Origin of the sequence: Shewanella glacialipiscicola (genome assembly GCF_023283485.1) — a bacterium.
Taxonomy (GTDB): Bacteria; Pseudomonadota; Gammaproteobacteria; order Enterobacterales; family Shewanellaceae; genus Shewanella; species Shewanella glacialipiscicola.
On sequence record NZ_JAKILU010000027.1, the window covers coordinates 23,215 to 43,457 of the forward strand.

18 protein-coding genes and 1 pseudogene are annotated in these 20,243 nt (G+C 43.3%); 10 read left to right on the forward strand and 9 right to left on the reverse strand.

Annotation, left to right across the window (positions count from 1 at the left end):
- Nucleotides 1-83: 83 nt before the first annotated feature.
- The 3 genes from L2717_RS18155 to L2717_RS15895 all read left to right on the forward strand — a co-directional run bounded on the left by L2717_RS18155 (nucleotide 84) and on the right by L2717_RS15895 (nucleotide 1,163).
- On the forward strand, nucleotides 84-389 hold the full coding sequence (locus L2717_RS18155; RefSeq protein ID WP_263190218.1) for a transposase domain-containing protein: 306 nt from the start codon (nucleotides 84-86) through the stop codon (nucleotides 387-389).
- A gap of 17 nt (nucleotides 390-406) precedes the next feature.
- Nucleotides 407-694: a hypothetical protein gene (locus L2717_RS18160; protein ID WP_263190219.1), complete on the forward strand. Its 288-nt coding sequence runs from the start codon at nucleotides 407-409 to the stop codon at nucleotides 692-694.
- A gap of 283 nt (nucleotides 695-977) precedes the next feature.
- Nucleotides 978-1,163 carry a DUF3545 family protein gene (locus L2717_RS15895; protein WP_220774716.1) on the forward strand — a complete coding sequence of 62 codons (186 nt, stop codon included), beginning with the start codon at nucleotides 978-980 and terminating at the stop codon, nucleotides 1,161-1,163.
- 283 nt (nucleotides 1,164-1,446) lie between these two features.
- Here the strand turns inward: L2717_RS15895 and L2717_RS15900 are convergent, their stop codons facing one another.
- From L2717_RS15900 to L2717_RS15915, 4 genes are all read right to left on the reverse strand, one after another.
- Nucleotides 1,447-1,983, reverse strand: coding sequence for a hemerythrin domain-containing protein (locus tag L2717_RS15900; protein WP_220774641.1), 537 nt, complete (start codon nucleotides 1,981-1,983; stop codon nucleotides 1,447-1,449).
- Between the two features lie 218 nt (nucleotides 1,984-2,201).
- Nucleotides 2,202-2,933 (reverse strand): hypothetical protein, encoded by a 732-nt coding sequence (locus L2717_RS15905; protein WP_220774640.1) that lies wholly within the window; start codon nucleotides 2,931-2,933, stop codon nucleotides 2,202-2,204.
- Complete coding sequence (locus L2717_RS15910; RefSeq protein ID WP_220774639.1) at nucleotides 2,926-3,531, reverse strand: sigma-70 family RNA polymerase sigma factor; 606 nt, start codon at nucleotides 3,529-3,531, stop codon at nucleotides 2,926-2,928. Before L2717_RS15910 ends, L2717_RS15905 begins: the two co-directional genes overlap by 8 nt.
- Nucleotides 3,532-3,566: 35 nt before the next feature.
- Nucleotides 3,567-5,432 carry a vWA domain-containing protein gene (locus L2717_RS15915; protein WP_220774638.1) on the reverse strand — a complete coding sequence of 622 codons (1,866 nt, stop codon included), beginning with the start codon at nucleotides 5,430-5,432 and terminating at the stop codon, nucleotides 3,567-3,569.
- A 231-nt stretch (nucleotides 5,433-5,663) separates the two neighbouring features.
- Here L2717_RS15915 and dauA point away from each other — a divergent pair, with 231 nt between their 5' ends.
- From dauA to L2717_RS15935, 4 genes are all read left to right on the forward strand, one after another.
- Nucleotides 5,664-7,391, forward strand: coding sequence for a C4-dicarboxylic acid transporter DauA (gene dauA, locus L2717_RS15920; RefSeq protein ID WP_220774637.1), 1,728 nt, complete (start codon nucleotides 5,664-5,666; stop codon nucleotides 7,389-7,391).
- A 299-nt stretch (nucleotides 7,392-7,690) separates the two neighbouring features.
- Complete coding sequence (gene purE / locus L2717_RS15925; protein WP_220774636.1) at nucleotides 7,691-8,182, forward strand: 5-(carboxyamino)imidazole ribonucleotide mutase; 492 nt, start codon at nucleotides 7,691-7,693, stop codon at nucleotides 8,180-8,182.
- Nucleotides 8,182-9,279 carry a 5-(carboxyamino)imidazole ribonucleotide synthase gene (gene purK, locus L2717_RS15930; protein ID WP_220774635.1) on the forward strand — a complete coding sequence of 366 codons (1,098 nt, stop codon included), beginning with the start codon at nucleotides 8,182-8,184 and terminating at the stop codon, nucleotides 9,277-9,279. Before purE ends, purK begins: the two co-directional genes overlap by 1 nt.
- 168 nt (nucleotides 9,280-9,447) lie before the next feature.
- The gene (locus L2717_RS15935) at nucleotides 9,448-10,710 is read left to right on the forward strand and encodes a sensor domain-containing diguanylate cyclase (RefSeq protein WP_248938096.1); all 1,263 of its coding nucleotides are present in this window, start codon (nucleotides 9,448-9,450) and stop codon (nucleotides 10,708-10,710) included.
- A gap of 75 nt (nucleotides 10,711-10,785) precedes the next feature.
- On the opposite strand, the gene L2717_RS15940 is transcribed toward L2717_RS15935, so the two are convergent.
- The 5 genes from L2717_RS15940 to L2717_RS15960 form a co-directional block, all read right to left on the reverse strand.
- Nucleotides 10,786-11,403 (reverse strand): transglycosylase SLT domain-containing protein, encoded by a 618-nt coding sequence (locus tag L2717_RS15940; protein ID WP_220774801.1) that lies wholly within the window; start codon nucleotides 11,401-11,403, stop codon nucleotides 10,786-10,788.
- 205 nt (nucleotides 11,404-11,608) lie between these two features.
- The gene (locus L2717_RS15945) at nucleotides 11,609-12,022 is read right to left on the reverse strand and encodes a hypothetical protein (RefSeq protein ID WP_220774802.1); all 414 of its coding nucleotides are present in this window, start codon (nucleotides 12,020-12,022) and stop codon (nucleotides 11,609-11,611) included.
- Between the two features lie 47 nt (nucleotides 12,023-12,069).
- Nucleotides 12,070-13,692 carry a glutamate--cysteine ligase gene (gshA, locus tag L2717_RS15950; RefSeq protein WP_281421756.1) on the reverse strand — a complete coding sequence of 541 codons (1,623 nt, stop codon included), beginning with the start codon at nucleotides 13,690-13,692 and terminating at the stop codon, nucleotides 12,070-12,072.
- 212 nt (nucleotides 13,693-13,904) lie between these two features.
- On the reverse strand, nucleotides 13,905-16,739 hold the full coding sequence (locus L2717_RS15955) for a M16 family metallopeptidase (RefSeq protein ID WP_220774799.1): 2,835 nt from the start codon (nucleotides 16,737-16,739) through the stop codon (nucleotides 13,905-13,907).
- A 249-nt stretch (nucleotides 16,740-16,988) separates the two neighbouring features.
- A complete protein-coding gene (locus tag L2717_RS15960; RefSeq protein ID WP_220774798.1) occupies nucleotides 16,989-17,414 on the reverse strand; it encodes a YqaA family protein in 426 nt (141 codons plus the stop codon).
- Between the two features lie 291 nt (nucleotides 17,415-17,705).
- Here L2717_RS15960 and L2717_RS15965 point away from each other — a divergent pair, with 291 nt between their 5' ends.
- The 3 genes and pseudogenes from L2717_RS15965 to L2717_RS18255 form a co-directional block, all read left to right on the forward strand.
- Nucleotides 17,706-18,959, forward strand: coding sequence for a dicarboxylate/amino acid:cation symporter (locus tag L2717_RS15965; protein WP_220775176.1), 1,254 nt, complete (start codon nucleotides 17,706-17,708; stop codon nucleotides 18,957-18,959).
- A 268-nt stretch (nucleotides 18,960-19,227) separates the two neighbouring features.
- On the forward strand, nucleotides 19,228-19,395 hold the full coding sequence (locus L2717_RS15970) for a hypothetical protein (RefSeq protein ID WP_248938097.1): 168 nt from the start codon (nucleotides 19,228-19,230) through the stop codon (nucleotides 19,393-19,395).
- A gap of 525 nt (nucleotides 19,396-19,920) precedes the next feature.
- A pseudogene (locus L2717_RS18255) lies at nucleotides 19,921-20,055 on the forward strand (IS630 family transposase); the annotation flags it as partial.
- Nucleotides 20,056-20,243: the final 188 nt, after the last annotated feature.

Sequence of the window (20,243 nt, forward strand, 5' to 3'; positions counted from 1 at the left end):
TAATGCCGATCAGTTAACACCGATCGCTTGACCATCTCGCTGAAAAGATCAAAATCCGATGACCTCTGTCATCGGATTTTTTTATGCAACGTTCAGAAGCACTCGCGCGCACTCATATTACCCGCCTAACTGAATTCACCAGCTTAGCTGATGTGTTAGAACCTAAGTTAATTCAATCCTGTTTGGACTATCAAGGCGTGGCGATGCTAAGACGGCGTAAATTGCCGATGGATGTGATGATTTGGACGGTTATCGAAGTAGCCTTGTTCCGAGGGGAGTCTGTTCGGTCACTCATCAACAAACTCGACATTGTCTTGCCGCAAAATATTGATTATGTTGCACGCAGCTCCCTGATACCCTTGAAGGGCTTTTACTCACTAAGACAGTGAAAGGTAAGTTAGTCGCCATGTTAACCTCGTTGACTGACTCGATGCGTTACCCCAGCGAAGACATTGTCGACTTATTATGCCCATCGATAGGATACAGAGAGATGAAGCAACACCTGTTGGAGAGCCGTTTTACGCTACGCAGTCAACTGCCAGAGCGGGTGACTCAAGAGCTTTGGGGCGTGTTGCTGGCCTACAATCTCATCCGATACAAGATGTTACTGATGACTAAAAGCTTGTCATCAGTTCATCCCAATCAACTGAGTTTTCGAGATGCGGCGAGTCATATCATCTTCAAACTAACATAACTGCCATCACAAACGCCGGGGAATGTCCCCAAATGTATTGGATATAGAACGCAATGCACAGCAATTTAAGTTGGATGGTAAACGGGAAAGAGCTTATCCAAGAGTGCTTAAAATGAGCAAAAACAAGTTTTTAATTCCCTTCCCTGTATCAAACCTGCACTGAATCCTCATACTAAATAATGTAAACTTCATTTTAACTTAACATAAATGAAACATAACTCTTGCACCCTGTTTTGAAAATATGTTATTAAATCGCTGACAAAACATACAACAGGAGGTTGCCATGGATCGTTTAGATTATGGTTGTGCGCTAGATGAAGTCGTTGAAAGACCCGATCGTTCGCGAGGCTCCAATAAAAAACGTAAATGGCGCGAGATTGAAGCGCTAAAAGATAAGTATCGTTTGCTCAAAGAACTCCAAGAAATCGATAATAACTTTAACTACGATATTGATGCTATCCAGTTGTAACCTCATGTAGATATGACTTTAATCATTATCTTCAAGCTAAATAAAAAAGCGCCTAAGGCGCTTTTTTATTTATGGTTTAAATTCAATAAAGCATAAGAGGATGTGTTTTTCTGTACGCAAATAGATAAATATTCGAATCATGATCTAGGCTAAAGCCACAAACACTGATTTTAAGAAGGTACTTTCCTAAGCACTGCCATCGCTAGACTCAAATAAAACTCAGCTTTTTGCGAAATTGCTCCACAGCAATATTAATAGTATGGATTTTATGAGTAAAACAGCCCTAGTCAGACGTGGTTAAATAAGCCCGTAAACTCTCAAACTCTTTCTGCTCCCGCTCCAGAAATAGAGGATCATCGGTAAACACTTTCTGACACTCCAACTCGATAGCTTGCCAATCCTGCTCAGTTAAGTTTTTTGAAAATAAAGGAAATATGTCACGCTCTTCCATTTGCATGTGCTGCTCTTGTAATGCGACATAGTCGGCGAAATCAATAATCAGTTTCTCACGAGCAACCACAATATCACTGAGAATAAGATTTAGCGTTGCCATTAACGCGGATGATGCTTGACCCACTAGCTCATGTTCTGCACTTAACTTATCAACGGAGTCACTGGCTTTATGCGTTAAATAGTAAGCATAGATAATATCTTCGGTAGGATGATGGTAACGCTCAGCATATCCTTGCATGTACTCAACGATATCACGCACTAAGGTGAAGTTAATTGACTCACCCTCTGACAGTTTCATCTGTTTGTTTTTTAAAACATTAAGCAAGACTGCTATATGTTTATGATCATTCATGAGTCTTTTAAGCATAATGCCTCCTAAATCGGGATCAGACGATTGATACTAGACAAGTCGTCAACGAATACCAATATAGCAGGCTAAATCAGCTTCATTTTATGACGTTGATCAAGTTAATCACCTGCCAAAAAGTAAACGCGCTATAAATATCAGCGCGCATTAACCCATAAAAAACCACTGAGAGACCTATCTCATCACTCTTTTATGACTAAAACTGCAAGGGTACACGCTTACTTGGCCAGCTGATGCAATTGCTGTTGTAGTTTTTTAAACTCAAGTCTTAATGCAAGCTGCTGCTGGCTTAGCTGCGCTGGATTGATATCCTCAGCAACAAGCTGCGGATAATCCTTCACGAGCTGCTGCTCCACAACGATTGCTTGTACAGTATCCTTAGCATCGATTAACGCCTGTAATCGCTGTAGAGACTCCGCTAACGACGTTTTATGAATTTCTGATACCGATGCCATTGGATCCATAGAGCTTGCAACCATAGCAGGACTCATTGCATCCTGTTGCGGCTCAATAACTCCTGACGCAGCTTTAGCTTGTTGCTTTTGAGTCTGCTTTTGATGCTCAACAATCGCTTCTGCTTGCCTATTGGAGGATGGTATCGCTTGCGAATCAGCCATCCGTGTCATAGTTTGTGGCGCCGGAGCACTCATCGTCATAGGGCTTAGCGTAAGCGTATCTTCGATTTGCGGCCGATTAAGCATGAGTAAACCCACAATAAGCACCAAAGATGCCACACTCGATAATGCCCAAGGGTGACGCCGCCAGACAGAGTTTGGAGGCTCGATGGGGGTTATTTTTCCTTGATGCATTTCTGCTAAGTGTGCTTGGGCGAGTTGTAAAATATCTTGATCGAGTTGTTCAGCTGGAACCTCTAAAGCTTGTTGGCGATACCAAGTCAGTATCTCCTGTTGCAGCGCGGCTTCATCGGCACTAAAAGTCGTATTACTCATGACCCGCCTCCTGCCATTTCGCACTAACGCAATCTTTTAAGCTTTGATAGGCGTAGCGAATACGGCTTTTAGTTGCTTCTAACGTAACCCCCGCAATGTCGCTAATAATCGCTGCCGTAAAACCCATTTCAATGTTCAGAATAAACGCTTCTTTTTGAACTTGCGGTAACAATGCGATACAGGTCTTCAGCAATAAACTCTTTTGCGCTGCTTGCCATTGCACATCGGGCTTATCTTGTTCACCCGCCACAAAAGTATCGAGTCCGGCTTCATCCCCATCACTGGTGATTAAATCAACGGGCTTAACCGCACGAACATGATCAATCAACAAGTTATGAGCAATACGATATAACCAAGTCGTAAACTTAGCACTGGCTTCATAATTAGCCGCAGCGCGGATCACCCGCCCCCAGGTTTCCTGATACAAATCTTCCGCTAACTGCTTGTCACCTAATTGACGAACAAAATAGCGATAAAGCGCCCCTTTATGTTTCAGGTATAACTGTTCGAACGCTTTTGAATCGCCCTTGGCATAGCACAACATCAATTGCTCATCTGAGTGCTCGTGGTTTGGTAATTGCGGTATGGCTAATGCCACGGGAAACTCCTCATCGTTTGCGGTGTTCTCTTTGACTATTGTAATCTCTCATGGCTTGTATTGCTCTTGTCACTCACAGACTCACTATGGAGTTTATCTTCTGGAGGAAAAGGTTTACCTGAGCCATTGAATGCTTTTTTTATCGGTATGCGACCCGATTGCACCATAGCCGAGGCGGTTTGTATCAACTGCAAAAACTCATGGCGATAACCATAGGGGTCACTCCCCAATGCCGAACGTGCCAACTGGCTTAACTGAGTATAATCAAATTGATGTAAATAGTGACTACCGTTCAGTAATTGCCCAAAACCTGCAACCGCAGCGGCAAATCTAAAATCATCACTCGCTTGTTCTAAGTCTTTAACACCTTGATCTAGTCTTATAGGATAAGTCAGCAACTGGCTTTGCGTTTGCTCTGGCAATTTATATCTCAGTTTAAGAAAAGCGATTTCTTCACGGCTATATTTTTCTTGCCCCGTTTGAGCATCAACGCCATATCTGAGTTTATCATTCGCCCTATTCCCTGCTTCCACATACCTTAGCTCATACAAGGCTGTCACAGTATGACCCGCGCCTATTTCGCCCGCATCCACCTTGTCGTTATTAAAATCCTCTCGCGCTAACGCGCGATTATCATAACCAATAAGACGATATTCAGACACTAAGGCCGGATTAAACTCCACTTGCACTTTAACGTCTTTGGCAATAGTCAATAAGGTGGAGCTCAACTCATCCACCAGCACTTTTCGCGCTTCATTTAACGTATCAATATAGGCATAGTTACCATTACCCTTGTCAGCTAATTGTTCCATCAGTTGATCGTTATAATTACCCAGACCAAACCCTAAGGTGGTTAAGCTAATGCCATTGGCTTTTTCCTTTTCAACCAAGGCAATCAAATCATCAAAACTTGTCACGCCGACGTTAAAGTCACCATCGGTTGCAAGGATCACCCGATTAATACCATTGGGGATAAAATGCTTTTTTGCCAATTGATAGGCTTGCCTAATCCCTTCACTGCCATTGGTTGACCCACCTGCACTCAGCTGTTCTAACACATAGGTTAAGGTTTGAGTAACATTACCCGACGCGCCATCGAGCACCGCACCCGCGGCGCCGGCATAAACTACAATCGAAACTTTATCCTGCGCACTTAACTGCGTAGTCAGTAGCTTTAGCGATGTTTGCAATAACGGTAGTTTATCGGCTGACGCCATCGAGCCTGAAACATCGAGTAAAAAGACTAAGTTGCTAGCGCCTATCTGAGACTTAGGTAAGTCATAACCTTTAAGTCCAATTCGCAGCAACATCATGTCATCGTTATAGGGTGAAGGCGCAAGCTCAGTAGTGACACTAAAGGGCACCGTATTTTTAGCTGGCAAGGGATAATCGTAAGTAAAATAATTGAGCATTTCTTCAACCCTGACAGTGCCCTGCTCGGGTAAGCGTCCTTCCCTTAGCATTCGCCTTAAAGTGGCATAACTGCCAGTATCGACATCGATAGAAAAGGTCGATACTGGGGTTTCTCCGGTCACCATGATGCCATTTTGCACCTGCCGCTCGAATTTGTTTTGATCAAGTGGGATCGCGGCATAATCTCGCGGCATGAGGGCGATTCCCATAGCCGCATCATTGCGAGACATTGACATCGGCGCTACGACTCTAGCCATATCAACCTTAGCAGCATCACGCATTTCTGTTTGGTGCGGCGAGTTTTCTTTATGATTTTGCTCTACTTGCTGCCGTTCTGCCTGTTGTTGAACCTCGACACCTTTACCGCCACAGGCCGCTAAACCCAGAGTGACTAGCAATAAAGCAGCGCTATTAATCGCCAATGCGACGGTACTTTTGCGGATTGACACGGGATTTATAACCGACCTTAAGCAATATAACGTTTTCATATTGAATACCTTTGATGTTGACCTAAGACTGTAAACGGCGCTAATGGTAAAAAGAGTTATCACTTTTCTATTTTTTCAAAAAATATTACGGAACTTAAAATCAGCTCCAAGCACACTCTTTATATAACACAAAGTATTTACCCTCATTTTTGCCAACAAGATCACACTGCACACTGTGTCTGCGCACTAGAATAGAGCTTGTTACTTTGTCCCTCGCAATGGAAATTTCTCGTGCCACACTCTGCTCATTTGTTTTCTTTAAGGATCGCCCACGCACTCACTGAAGCTTGCGTGAAGGATAAGTATTCGTTTAAACGTTTTGGGCAAGATATTCTTGCAGGCCTCACCGTAGGCATTATCGCCATTCCGTTAGCAATGGCATTGGCGATTGCCAGTGGCGTCGCGCCGCAATATGGCTTATATACCGCGATTATCGGCGGTTTTATTATCGCCATGTCGGGTGGCTCACGTTACAGCGTCTCCGGCCCGACGGCGGCATTTGTAGTATTACTTTATCCTATAGCCCAACAATTTGGTTTAGCCGGATTATTAGTCGCAACAGTCATGTCAGGAATGATACTTGTCGGCATGGCGACACTACGCTTAGGCCGGTTGATTCTATATATTCCCGAATCCGTCACCTTAGGTTTTACCGCGGGCATTGGCGTAGTGATTGCCACTTTACAGCTCAAAGACTTTTTCGGACTCGAGATTGCCCATATGCCAGAGCAATATCTGGCTAAACTAATGGCATTAGCCCAAGCGCTGCCATCAGTGCACTTACCTAGTCTACTGGTAGCCTCTGCCACGTTAGCCACTATGTTGCTGTGGCCAAAACTCAAAACACCCGTACCTGCCCATCTTCCGGCTATTATACTTGGTACTGTGCTCGCTTTAGTCCTCAATGCGATGGGGGCAGACATAGAAACTATCGGCACCCGCTTCCACTATCAACTCAGTGATGGCAGTACAGGCATGGGGATCCCTGCAATATTACCCAGTTTCGAATGGCCTTGGTTGCAAGCGGGTGCAAATGGACAAGCCTTTCAGTTTAATCTCACCACTTTTCAAGCCTTATTGCCTGCCGCATTTGCCATTGCCATGTTAGGTGCGATTGAATCATTACTCTGCGCTGTCGTGCTCGATGGTATGACTGGTAAACGTCACAGTGCCAACAGTGAGTTACTGGGCCAAGGTATAGGTAATATCATCACACCATTTTTTGGCGGCATACCGGCAACGGCAGCAATTGCGCGCAGCGCGGCAAACGTCAAAGCTGGTGCACAAAGTCCGATAGCAGCCATGATCCACGCCATAGTGGTACTCTTTGGCTTAGTCGCCTTAGCGGGTGTGCTCGCTTACTTACCCATGTCGGCTATGGCAGCACTGTTACTCGTTGTAGCTTGGAATATGAGCGAAGCCCATAAAGCAGTGCATTTAGTTAAAACCGCACCTACCAGCGATATCATGGTCTTTTTCAGCTGTTTTTCATTAACCGTTATCTTCGACATGGTGATCGCCATCAGTGTCGGAATCATCCTAGCGGCCTTGCTGTTTATGAAGGAAATTGCTGAGATGACAAAGCTTTATGATGTCAGTAACAATAAACGTTATGTCGAGCAAGAGTTACCCGACAATTGGGCCGTTCTCAAAATTAATGGACCATTATTTTTCGCTGCGGCCGACCGTATTTTTGCTGAAATTGCCAGCCTTACTGAAGATAAACACGTAATTGTGCTTTATCTCGATGGCGTCTCTATTTTAGATGCCGGTGGTTTAGCCGCACTGAGCAAGCTGATTGAAAGATGCAAAGTGAATAAAACTAAGCTCATCATTACCGATCTCCAATTCCAACCAATCCGCACCTTGGCCAGAGCCAAAATTCAGCCGATTGAAGGTGTTTTGAAGTTTTACCCCACATTACGTGAGGCCATAACTGAAGCGTTAGTAAACGCCTAACATACAGAAACGACCGCCTCTTAAATCAATAATGTTAAGCGCTATCCGCAGGGTTAACCCTGCGGATTAAAAAGAGGGATCCTGCACATAATGGGTCTTGCTATCCACTAATTCCCTCATAAACCCAACAGCATTAAAGGCCAGTTTTCCCCAAGCAAAAACGGGCAGAAATCATTAGGATCATGGTATTATTCTTCCCCATGATGCTTGCTAGCGATAACGCTTAAATGGGCATCAACTGTACCCAGGCCTGATACAAGGCTAAAATATAATTAAAATTAGTAAGTTAAGGAGTTATCATGCAAGCCCTTGTTGCTGTTGTTATGGGTTCTAAAAGTGATTGGCCCACCATGGAAGCTGCCGCTGAGATAATGGATAAACTGCAAGTGCCTTATCATGTTGAAGTGGTTTCCGCCCATAGAACGCCAGATAAACTCATGGAGTTTGCAGCCTCTGCCGCCGAGCGTGGTTTTAAAATCATCATTGGTGGCGCCGGTGGTGCAGCGCACTTACCCGGTATGATTGCCTCTAAAACTCGTTTACCCGTATTAGGTGTGCCGGTACAAAGTAAAGCCTTATCAGGCATGGATAGCTTATTGTCTATTGTGCAAATGCCAAAAGGCATCGCCGTTGGTACCTTAGCGATTGGCACTGCTGGCGCATTTAACGCAGGATTATTGGCCTGCCAAATACTAGCTAATAATGATGCTGAACTCGCAAAACGCATAGAAGCGTTCAGAGAAGAACAAACCCGTGCGGTACTGGACAACCCAGACCCGAGGGAAGCCTAATGACTCAGACAAACACAAAACCTAAGGTTTGGGTATTAGGTAATGGTCAGTTGGGGGCAATGCTAACCCACGCGGGTGAGCCATTAGCGATTGAAGTTCACGCCGTTAATATTATGACGCCTACAGATGAAATTCTACCGCTAGCGCCCCATGACATCATTACCGCCGAGCGCGAGCAATGGCCAGAATCCGCCCTTAGCTTACAACTGAGTTCTCACCCCCATTTTGTTAATGGTCCGGTATTTAGCCGTTTAGCCGACCGTTTTAGCCAAAAAAGCCTGCTTGAACAACTCAATGTGCCTACGGCGCCTTGGGTGTTAGTCGACGATACCACCCAAGTTGCAACGCTGTACCAAGACTACGGCCCAAGAGTATTAATGAAACGCCGTACTGGTGGTTATGACGGTAAAGGTCAACATTGGCTCAAACAAGCCGAAGCGGGTGATATTCCACACGACTGGCGTAACCTCGCCATTGCAGAACAAGCCATTAACTTTGATGAAGAAATATCATTAGTCGGTGTACGTACCCGTGCAGGCGAATGTGTGTTTTATCCATTGACACTTAACTTGCATCAAGACGGCATTTTAATGGCATCCATTGCGCCACTAACACGCTTAAACCATCTGCAAACCCAAGCTGAAACCATGCTTAGCGCAATTATACACGAGCTTGACTACGTTGGCGTAATGGCTATGGAGTGTTTCCGCGTTGGCGACAAACTGCTGGTAAATGAGCTTGCACCGCGAGTACATAACTCCGGACATTGGACTCAAGCCGGTACTCATATGGATCAATTCCAATTACACCTTAGGGCGCTTTGTGGGGTTACGATCCCGCAGCCACAAGTAAACTTTCAATGTGTTATGGTCAATCTTATTGCTATTGAACATGACCCACGCTGGTTAAGTTTGCCCAATGCTGAGTTATATTGGTATAACAAAGAAGTGCGCCCTGGTCGTAAAGTTGGACACTTAAACCTCTCGGTACCTAATATGACAGTGTTCGAAAACAGTATTACCGCCTTACAGGCATGGATGCCTGCGCAATATCAGGCTCCGTTAGCGTGGATATTGGCCGAACTCACACTAAAATAGCGTTAATTTGGTATTTAATTGGCAAATCACTGATATGAAATTATTCAATATTTCATATCAGTTTATATTTTAATTTCCGTTATATACTTAACCAACGGAGCATAAATAAGTTACTGACGTATCGTATTAAATGAAGGCTAGCAATAACCCAAATAAAGGAATATTCGAGTGAAATTAAGGGATAATTTCAAACGTAAAACAATAGATCGCTTAGATTATCGTTATCATCTGCTACTGCTTATTGTACCGATATGTCTATTCGTGCTGCTCTTTGTTTTTAATGCGCCAACAGAAAACTGGACCATTCTGCCCTTACTATTTGTTTGTATCATTTACATCTTTGCCTATAGCCTAACTTACTACTTGCATCAAGGACGTCTGACTCGACTTTGGCAACACTTAGAGCAAGTCGTCACCATGAACGATGCTATTTACGAACTGGCACACCTCTCAAGCCATTATAAAAATGAACATGCTTTTCTTGATGCCTTACTCAACAAAGCCGTATATGTGATTAATGGTGCCGAAATGGGCAGCATCATTAAGGTCAATGAAACCAATAACAAACTGTATTTTGAATCAGTTGTTGGACTCGACTTAACAAAGCTCAGATTACTGGACTTCACCTTAGAACAAACCTTTGAATATCGACTCACAAAAGGCAGATGCGATCAGGTAGTTGTTATTAATAATATCGAAAATATCAATGCGGGCAGCACCTTATCCAAAGAAGAACAACAAATTTTACTTACAGTGTCTAAGCAGCCAATACGCTCAACCCTGTCTAGTCCTATCCGTATTGACGGTAAGCTTTATGGCATGCTAAACCTCGACAGCAGCTGCGTTGGTGCCTTTAGCGATTATGACCGTAATCTAGTGTCTATTCTGACCCACGAAGCCAGTAATGCCATTGCGCTTTACCAAAAATCACAACAGATCACTAAACTCGCTAATTTTGATTCGCTAACTGGACTTTATAACCGAAAAAATTTTGAAGATGAGCTGCAGCATTGGCAACAGAAATCCCACCTTGGCAGCTTTCTGGTCATTATCGATATGGATAATTTAAAAACCATCAACGATGTCTATGGACACCAAATAGGCGATATTGCCATCCAGCGTACCGCTAATGCCATAATGAGCTATTGGCAAAATAAAGCGATTATTTCCCGTTTTGGAGGTGATGAGTTTGTTGTTTTATGCCATGGTCCACAAGCTCAAATTGAACAAGATTTAGATAATATACGTAAAACCTTAAACCAAGACTCCGAGCTTAACCTCAGTTTTAGTTACGGGATTACCGCTTTTGAAGGCGATTGGTCTCAATCTTTTAAAACTGCAGATAATGCAATGTATGAACAGAAACGTGCAAAGAAAAAAGCCATAAAAGCATTAGAAGCCTTCGCAATTAAACCTAAACCATCCAATTGAGTTCAATATTTAAATCCAGTGTTAGCAGTAAACCTTATTGTTTAACCTGTTAACACTGACCTAAAAGGCTAAATATCAACCAAAGAATAAACGCCATAGCCAAGATGAATCTAACTCTTTTTGACAGGTTTTATATTGGGCGGCATAGCGTTTAGATCTCTCATCCACTTTACTCGCCACCTTCACTAACCAAGCTTTTGATTTATAACTGCCGCGGCGATAACCGCCCCAACCTTCGTGATAATTAAGATACTGAGTCCTTGCATCCCATTTAGAGATACCATTTATTTTATGGGTTTTACTGATAAACCAGCCCATAAAATCAATGGCATCATCAAAGTTACTGCGGCTTGACCAACTGTTTCCCGTCTCACGTACATAATCATCCCATGTCATGGTTTTTGCCTGCGCATAGCCATAAGCATCACTGGCACGGCCAATCGGGATAAAACCTAAAAAGTATTGCATGGGAGGTGCAGCATTATGCTTAAATGAACTTTCTTGATACATCATCGCTAATGGCACATGCACTGGTACACCCCATTTGTCGCGGGCATCTTTAGCGGCTTCGTACCAACCACGGTGTTCTTGAAATATCTCACATAAATTTTCAGGAGATTTTGGAGGAGATGTCGCGCAACCAGACAAGATACCCAGTGACGCAAACAGCAAAATAGCGGAAAGCCTATTCATTAATACCATGTTCTTTATAGAGTTAGCTGGCTACATGATGTCATAGACTCAGCTTGAGGCAAGTATAAAAAACTTTTTTAGCGCTTGGATCACCTAATCGCTATCGCGAAACTATCGTATTAACAAGATAATCTGCAGTGATAACAAGTTGAATCAATATTCCTAAACAGAATGGGGTGACGTAGATGCAACGGATATGACGTTGCTATTTCGTTTCGGGACTCAGCTCAAACTGGCATTCATGCTGCTCCTGCTGCCACACGCCCGGCTCCCAATAACTCGTATCTTTTCCCATATAACGCTTATCGGTGTGGAATAGCGCTCCTAAGTGATAACGTTGATGGCTTTGGACGTTGAACTTAAACACCTTGGGGGTTCGTGCTGCAAGCGTAACAAACAAGTTAGGATCATCAATCAATTCCGCCACTGTAAACTCATATTCACCGGGTGCTAATTGATAATTAGGTTTCGACACTACCGCTTGGCCATTTAAATGCGTTACCACCACTCGATACCAGTGCGTACTGGCATCGGGTTGCAAATAGCCAGATACCGTACCACAGCCTAAAGGGTCTTCAGGTGAAGAAGCGCAACCCGATAAGAAAGCGCCTCCCCCCATAACCGCCGCAGTAATGCTCAAACGCACGTAAGAGCGTAAATTCGCTGTCACGACGTCACACCAAAATACGCTTTAAGATAATCATCAAAGGCAACCGTACTTTGGGCAGCTTCTAGCTCGGCTTGTTTCTTTAGCGAGCTAGCCGCTTCAGCTTGGTATTGTGCAATGGTTTCACTGGATAATGGATAATCAACAAAGTATTGATAGTATTGCTGCGCCAATGTCATCACCCACTGACCATGATCTTGTCCTTGGTGGATCACGTTTTGCAGCACTTGTCCCGATAGCGTTAAATCAGGATTTTCAATCGCTTTACGCCAATGGGCTAAAGCCGCTTGATAATCTGTTTTTTCACCATCGAGTAACACAGCTAACGTTTGTAATGAATCGAACAATTGCTCCAACCACGTTTTCAGTGACAGAGTTCCCTCAGCAGTCAATAACTCAAGCCCTGGTTTACGGCCTTCAAGTACAACAGCTTTAAGATTCGCTCCGAGCCTTGCCTCTTCAGTTGCATCAGACTTAGGTGATTCTGTTAACAAACAATACAACAGGAATAAATCAAGAAAACGCACTTGCGTCATCTCTATTCCGATAGGGCTAAATGGATTGACATCCAAAGCCCTAACTTCAATGTATTCCACCCCAGCACGCGCTAAGGCTTCAGATGGCTTCTCACCACTACGTGTTACGCGCTTAGCGCGAATCGGTGAGTAAAACTCGTTTTCAATCTGCAATACGTTGGCATTAAGTTGGCGGTATTCGCCATCAACTTTAACGCCGATATTAGCAAAGCTTACAGATGGCATTTTGATTGCCGCATTTATGCCAGCCAAATACTCGGGCAAAGAGTTATAACTAATATTGAGATCTTCTTGCTCTTTATTGGTGTAGCCTAAATCACTCATACGTAATGACGTGGCATAAGGCAGATATAGTGTGCCCTTGCCGGTCTTTTCAAACTTGAGATCGGTTTTCTGATTTTTGATAAAAGAGCTGCATAACGCCGGTGAAGCACCAAAAAAATACGGTAGCACCCAGACTAAACGTCGGTAGTTACGGATCAAACCAAAATAAGATTCTGAAATAAAATCATCGTAACTTAACTGCTTATCGCTAAGATCATACAAACGTTGCCATAATTCTTGCGATACCGAAAAATTAAAATGCACCCCAGAGATAATCTGCATCAGGGCGCCATAACGGTAGGTTAAGCCTTTACGATATAACGTTTTCATCATGCCGGTATTTGACGAGCCATAACGAGCTACGGGGATCTGCTGCTCATCTTTCACATAACAAGGCATACTCACTGGCCATAAGCGTTGACCATTTAAATTACGTACACTAAAGGCATGGGTTTCAGTTAACCCACTTAAAAGTTGTTCAACATCGTGATGAACAGGAGTAATAAACTCGAGCAAGGCTTCACTGTAATCAGTGGTAATACGCGAATGCATTAACGCCGAGCCTAACACTTTTGGGTGCGGATTTAGGGCTAAATAACCCGATTCATCAATACGTAATGCCTCACGCTCTATCCCACGTAACATACCTAAGAGTGCTGTGCGCCCGTTGGTGTCTGAGAACTGTTGTACTAATTCATTGAATGACTTCAATTTGCGCTTCTCTAATTGGTGATTCGCTATCGCGACAAGGTTAACAGTCAGACCTTTATTTTGAGGCTTATCTTACAAGATACGCCTCAAAATAAATCTAAACCTGTCCGTGTGGCAAGCCAAATTCACGCTTTGCATGATTAAAAATAGACGGTGGTAGCTAATGCTACCACCGTTTTTCGATGTAAATATCAGTAGAATAGTTGGCAAGTCGCCACTAACAACATACTCGCCTAAACCCTATATAAGGGCAAAATAGCTATTTACAATACTAAGGTCTCAATTGGATAACCCATTGTAGCTAAATCCGGTTCAACTTTCGCTTTATCTCCCACCACCAGAATCACCATGTCATTGATGTTAAGCTCGGAAGCCGCGAGAGCATTGAGTTCATCTTTTGTGACCGTATTAATGATCTTATCCTGTTGAGTGGTAAAATCCTGACTCAATTGGTAGCGTTGGATCATCCGTATAAACCCCGCTTTTTGATATGGCGTTTCATAATCGAGTGCTTGCCCTTGAGAAATCGAATTACGCATAAAAGTAAGTTCAGTATCTGTCATACCTTGTTGCTGATAAGTACTGATTTCCTTCACAAACTCAGTCAAAGCTTTAGCTGTAACGTCACTACGAACGCTGCTTGTTCCTACAAAGTATCCCACTTCAGCTCCGCCCGTAAAACGGGTACGGGCGCCATAGGTATAACCTTTGTTTTCACGTAAATTAAGGTTGATACGACTGTTAAATGCGCCACCTAACGGGTAGTTCATCAGGTAAGATTTAAAGTAATTTCCAGTAGCATCATAGGGCAATGCGCGCTTAGCAATATTGATTACCGATTGCGCTGCCCCCGGTTTATCAATTAAATAAATAGTACCGCCTTTTAATGCCGGAAAAGGGTTAAGTGGCGGAACAACGGCAGCGTTTCCTTGCCACTGACTGAGTCCGTCCAACTTAGGCAGTAATACAGATTCTGGCAAATTGGCGACTGTGACTACTTTAGCGTTGGCGCCTTGATATTGCAGGGTATAAAACCCTTTAACATCAGCTAAAGTGAGCGCAGCAACAGAATCAAGTGTTCCTATATCGCTTATGCCTAACGCATTATCTTTGCCATATAGCAAGAAAGATAGCGCGGCGTCAGCAAGATAACTCGGTTCAGACTGCATGCTTTGGATCTGCTGTAATAGCTGCTGCTTTACTCGCGCAAAGTCTGCATCTGTAAATGCTGGCTGAAACAACTTTTCTTCCATAATCGCCAACGTCTCATCTAAATGAGCCGTCAAAGCCGATATTTTAATCACGCTTTGGTATTCAGATGCACTGAAATCGACCGTGCTACCCAACATTTCTAAGGCTTGTGAGAGTGCTTCACTACTGTGTTTTTGGCTCGATTCATTGAGCATTTCTGCGGTCAATAATGCTAAGCCCGCTTTTTCTACGGGGACGAGTCGATGGCCACCATTAAAATACACAATCAGCTCAACCGTTGGCGTTTCAGTACTTTGAGTGCCCATCACTTCGATGCCATTTTTTAACTTTTCAGTCCAAATCTTAGGAACTTTGAGCACAGGTGCTACGCCAGATGCGGGCATTTTAGTCCGGTCAAAACTTGAAACCAATTTAGACGTTGGTAAATCTCCCTCAACCGCCGTTTGGGCAATCGGTAAAGTTGTCGGTGTAAAGTTATCGGCATGGGCAATGAGTGACATCATTCCCTGCGGCACCACACTCATGACTACCATAGGTTTATCTTTGATGTACTGCTTGAACACGCGCATCACATCGTCTTTAGTGACCTTGGCATAACGATTCAAATCTGCGGCAATCATATTGGGATTGCCCGACAAAATTTGGTTTGACGCTAAGGTCGATACTTTGCCGGAGACACTTTGCAGGCTAAAAATGGTATCAGCCTCAAACTGCACTTTTACTTTTTGTAGATCAGCATCAGTGACGCCGCGTTGCTCAAACTCATTAATAGAGGCAAGAATACGCTGCTCAAGATCAACCAACTTGCCCCCGTTTTCAGGATTAGCTAGCGCATAAATCGACATCTGACATGCAAGCTCTTGGCAAGGGTGGCTGACATTGGCCTGCACCGCATAACCATCCTTAACTAAGTTTTTGTATAACAACGAGGTCTTGCCGCCACCTAAAATGTTCGCGAGTAGATCGAGCGCGGCTTCATCGGGGTGTCTAGCGTATACGGTAGGAAAACCAATACGAATCAAGGGCAAATGCACTTGATCTTCCATGGAGATATAGCGCGTTTTGTCTAAGTTAACCAGCGCTTTTTGCTCTAAAGAGACTTCAGGGCCACGGGGGATTTCACCAAAATACTGATTAACCCAGGCTAGGGTCTGCATTTCGTCAAAATCACCACCGATAGTAAGCGTGGCATTATTAGGGCCATACCAACGCTGGAAAAAATGTTTTACATCATCAACGCTGGCACGCTCAAGATCATCTGGCCATCCGATAACAGGCCAAGAATATGGATGTCCAACCGGGTATAAAGCTTGACTAAAACGTTCACTCATTCGGCTATAGGGCTGGTTATCAATACGTTGCGCACGCTCGTTTTTGACCGTCTCGCGCTGCACTTCAAATTTTTCACTCGTCAATGCGGGTAATAAAAAGCCCATACGGTCCGACTCTAACCACAACATTTTTTCTAGTTGATTGCTGGGTACTGTCTCAAAATAATTGGTTCTGTCGGTATTTGTCGAGCCGTTTAAAGTGCCACCGGCCTCGGTCACCACTTCAAAATGTTGCTCATCGGCAACGTGCTGTGAGCCTTGAAACATCATGTGTTCAAATAAATGTGCAAAACCTGAACGGCCCGCTAATTCTCGCGCAGAACCCACATGATAGGTCACGTCAACATGTACTAATGGATCAGAATCATCTTGATGCAAAATAACCGTTAAGCCGTTAGCTAATTGATACTTTTTGTAGGGGATACCTACTTGCGAATCAGTCAATTGCACAGTTTCAATAAGTGTGACGCCTGCAGGTAAATTGGCGGTTGTCGTTTCAGATGCGCAACCCGAGAGCGCGGCAGAAATTGCCAGCGCTAATATCCATTTTTTCAAAACATTCCCCTCTTACATCAATAGATAAAAATGCAGCCCACTGGTTAGCGCGCTGCATTAAGTCATCCCATGGCTAAAATAGAGTGCCTAAACCTAACAAAATGTGGCTGATTCTAAAGTGCAGCTTAGTGATTAAGCGTTTAAATTAAGACTGGCAAAATAAGCACTAAGTTCCTATCTATACAGCAAATTATGCTCAAATAGCAAAAATTCTCTTAGCCAAAGACTGAGAGTCTCACCATAGCGTTATCATGTAAGCCATTGCAATACGGCTGCAGCAATAATCAAGTAACGAATTGTTTTACCGATTAACATCATCAATATCGATGGGATAAGCGGTAACTTCAACCAACCCGCTAATAAACAGAGCACATCACCGATAACAGGCGCCCATGAAAGTAACAGTGCCCATACGCCGTAATGCTCAATTAAGGCAAGACCCTTAGTGTGCTTACCCGAGCTTAACTCCGCGGGTGTTTTAGCAAGACGAGCTAAATGGCCTATATAGAAACTTGTCATCGCGCCTAAAGTGTTACCTATGCTCGCCGTGATGACCAGCGCACCCCATGCTTCGGGGGAATTGCTTAATAGCGCGATGAGTAATACTTCAGATCCTCCCGGTAACAAAGTGGCTGCTAAAAAAGCGCCAGAAAACATGATACCCAACTCAGCCATAATCTTTACTCAATGATAAATAAGTCTTTTTAAATCATATTTAAGTGTTTTTAAAATATATTAACCAGATTTTTAAATTAATATTTTTACAACAAACTCACTTATGACAATAAGTTATAAGAAAATCGGTTTGTTATCACCCTAGCTCAGTCGATACAATGGGCTAACTATGGCAGTCAATGACAATGCGCATGATAAAGAGCATGTTAAAAACAAGCTCAACTCGTTGAATACGAATCCTATCATCACAGGTCTATTGGCTCACACTTAATTTATTTTTCTGGAATATGCATGATCCTTCAAACCATTAGCCGCATTCCGTTTTGGCAAAAAGTCTTAGCTGGTTTTATCTTAGGTGCACTCGTTGGCGTCATTTTAGGTGATGCAGCAATCGTACTAAAGCCATTGGGCGATCTGTTTATTGGTGCCATTAAAATGTTGGTCGCACCTTTGGTATTCTGTGCCATTGTCGTCAGCATTATTTCACTCGGCTCACAAACTAGCTTAAAACGTCTCAGCCTTAAAACCTTAGGTATGTTCATGCTAACCGGCACAATTGCCTCTCTGATTGGCTTAGCTGTAGGCTCAATGATCGACATGGGTGGCACGATGCAACTCACGGCGACAGAGGTGCGCGAACGCAATATACCTGGCTTTGCACAAGTGTTACTGGACATGATCCCAGTGAATCCTTTCGCATCACTGGCCGAAGGTAAGGTACTACAAATTATTGTATTCGCTGCTTTAGTCGGTATCGCAATTAATAAAGTTGGCGAGAAAGCTGAACCGTTAAAACGTACTATCGAAGCGGGCGCAGAAGTCATGTTCCAATTAACCCGAATGGTATTAAAACTGACCCCTATCGGAGTGTTTGGCCTAATGGCATGGGTAGTAGGTGAATACGGTTTATCGACTTTACTGCCTTTAGGCAAGTTCATTGGCGCAATCTACATTGCAGCCTTTATCCATATCATCTTCGTTTACGGTGGTTTAGTAAAATTTGTTGGTGGTTTAAGCCCTGTGCAATTTTTCCGCAAAGCTATGCCGGCGCAGTTAGTCGCCTTTAGTACCTCTTCAAGTTTCGGAACTTTACCTGCTAGCACTCGCGCAGTAGAAACTATGGGCGTATCAAAACGTTATAGCGCTTTTGTTATGCCATTAGGTGCCACGATGAACATGGACGGTTGTGGAGGCATTTACCCTGCGATTGCCGCTATCTTCATCGCGCAAATTTATAATATTCCACTCGATACGCTCGACTATGTAATGATTGCCGTTACTGCAACAGTAGCTTCAATTGGTACCGCTGGTGTGCCAGGAAGTGCGATGGTGATGTTAACTGTAACCTTGGGCGTAATTGGTCTGCCACTTGAAGGTATTGCCTTTATCGCCGCAATTGACCGTATTATCGATATGATCCGCACGGCAACTAACGTAACGGGTGATATGATGACTGCAGTAGTGATCGGTAAGTCTGAGAATGAACTGGATGAAGCGCAGTTTTATTCAAATGATGCGCAAGACGTAACACCTGTGAATTCGTAATCATAGCGGTCGGCAGATCACTAACATAACAACAGACCGCTTCGGCGGTCTTTTATAAACCAGTAATAAAAAATCTATTAATAAATACACTAATGCCGAATAAAATCTCTTTGTCAGTCAGCCAAAAATAAAAGCCTTATTCATCCATACCGCTACTGGCTAACCATCTCAGATCACAGCTGCTCTCTACTTGCTAAAATAAGTTACTCAAATAAGATCAAACTGTTAGACTCTAAATTATCACAACTCATCCATTAGCAGCATTTAAATGACTAGACTATTCCTTATCCCGCTGATCTTGTGTCTGTTTTGGGTATTTTTTTTAAAAGCGAATAAACTCACGCTAAAGCAAGGCAAACAAGGTTTTATTTACATTATCGGCATCAGTGGCGGGCTAATTTTAATCCTCACGGTATTATTGTTACTAACCGCTTAGCCCCTGTAATAGTATTGTCTCGCTCGTAGACGCCTTCCCGTTGATCCAATCTAACCTTATTTTCGAGCGGTCAGCAGTCAGTCAATCTTAAGAACTCACGCTGTTAGTCTAATGAACGCCAACAACGCAGTAGTAAACGACATTTCTGAATAAGCTCAACAGGAAAAACGTACATAAAAATACATTATCCTACTTTGTTTCATTTCAATGAGGCTCATTCTTGTACTGCCGCTTAAAGTTAGTAGCACCAGTGTCAATTATTCAGTCACAAGCGATTTAGTAAAGACAATCATAATTTAGCATAATTTCTATACAAATGAATAAGTTACAACAAAAACCGTGAGCAACGAGAGGCATACGACTTAGGGCTAACAGTATTAATCTATCTCTTTTCCGCGGTCTGCCTTGCAACCAAAGCTATCATGACTCCTTTTACCAATAATGATTATCGGTATCAACACCCCGACTAAATTTCCACCGCATATCTTTTGGATGATATGCAGTTATCATTATGGACGGTGCTGGTTGGCAAATAGGTACTTCGACGGTTATAACGATATCGTTGAGCAGTGTTGCGATGCTTGGAATACGTATATTCAGTGCAAGGACGGGGTAGAAAGTTTTTACACACGAGACTGGGCTAACATGAGCAGAGTCTAATGCGGATTAATATAAGCCAAAATATGACACACATGATGAGCATTATGGGAGGAACAAGGAAGGATAAAAACGTAACTGTTGGCGTAAAAAATGTTATTTCTGCCAAATTGCAGACGTAAAAAAGCCAGCTTATTCAGCTGGCTTTTTTACATCTCATCGAGATAATTAGGCGCTTGGCGATGACCTAC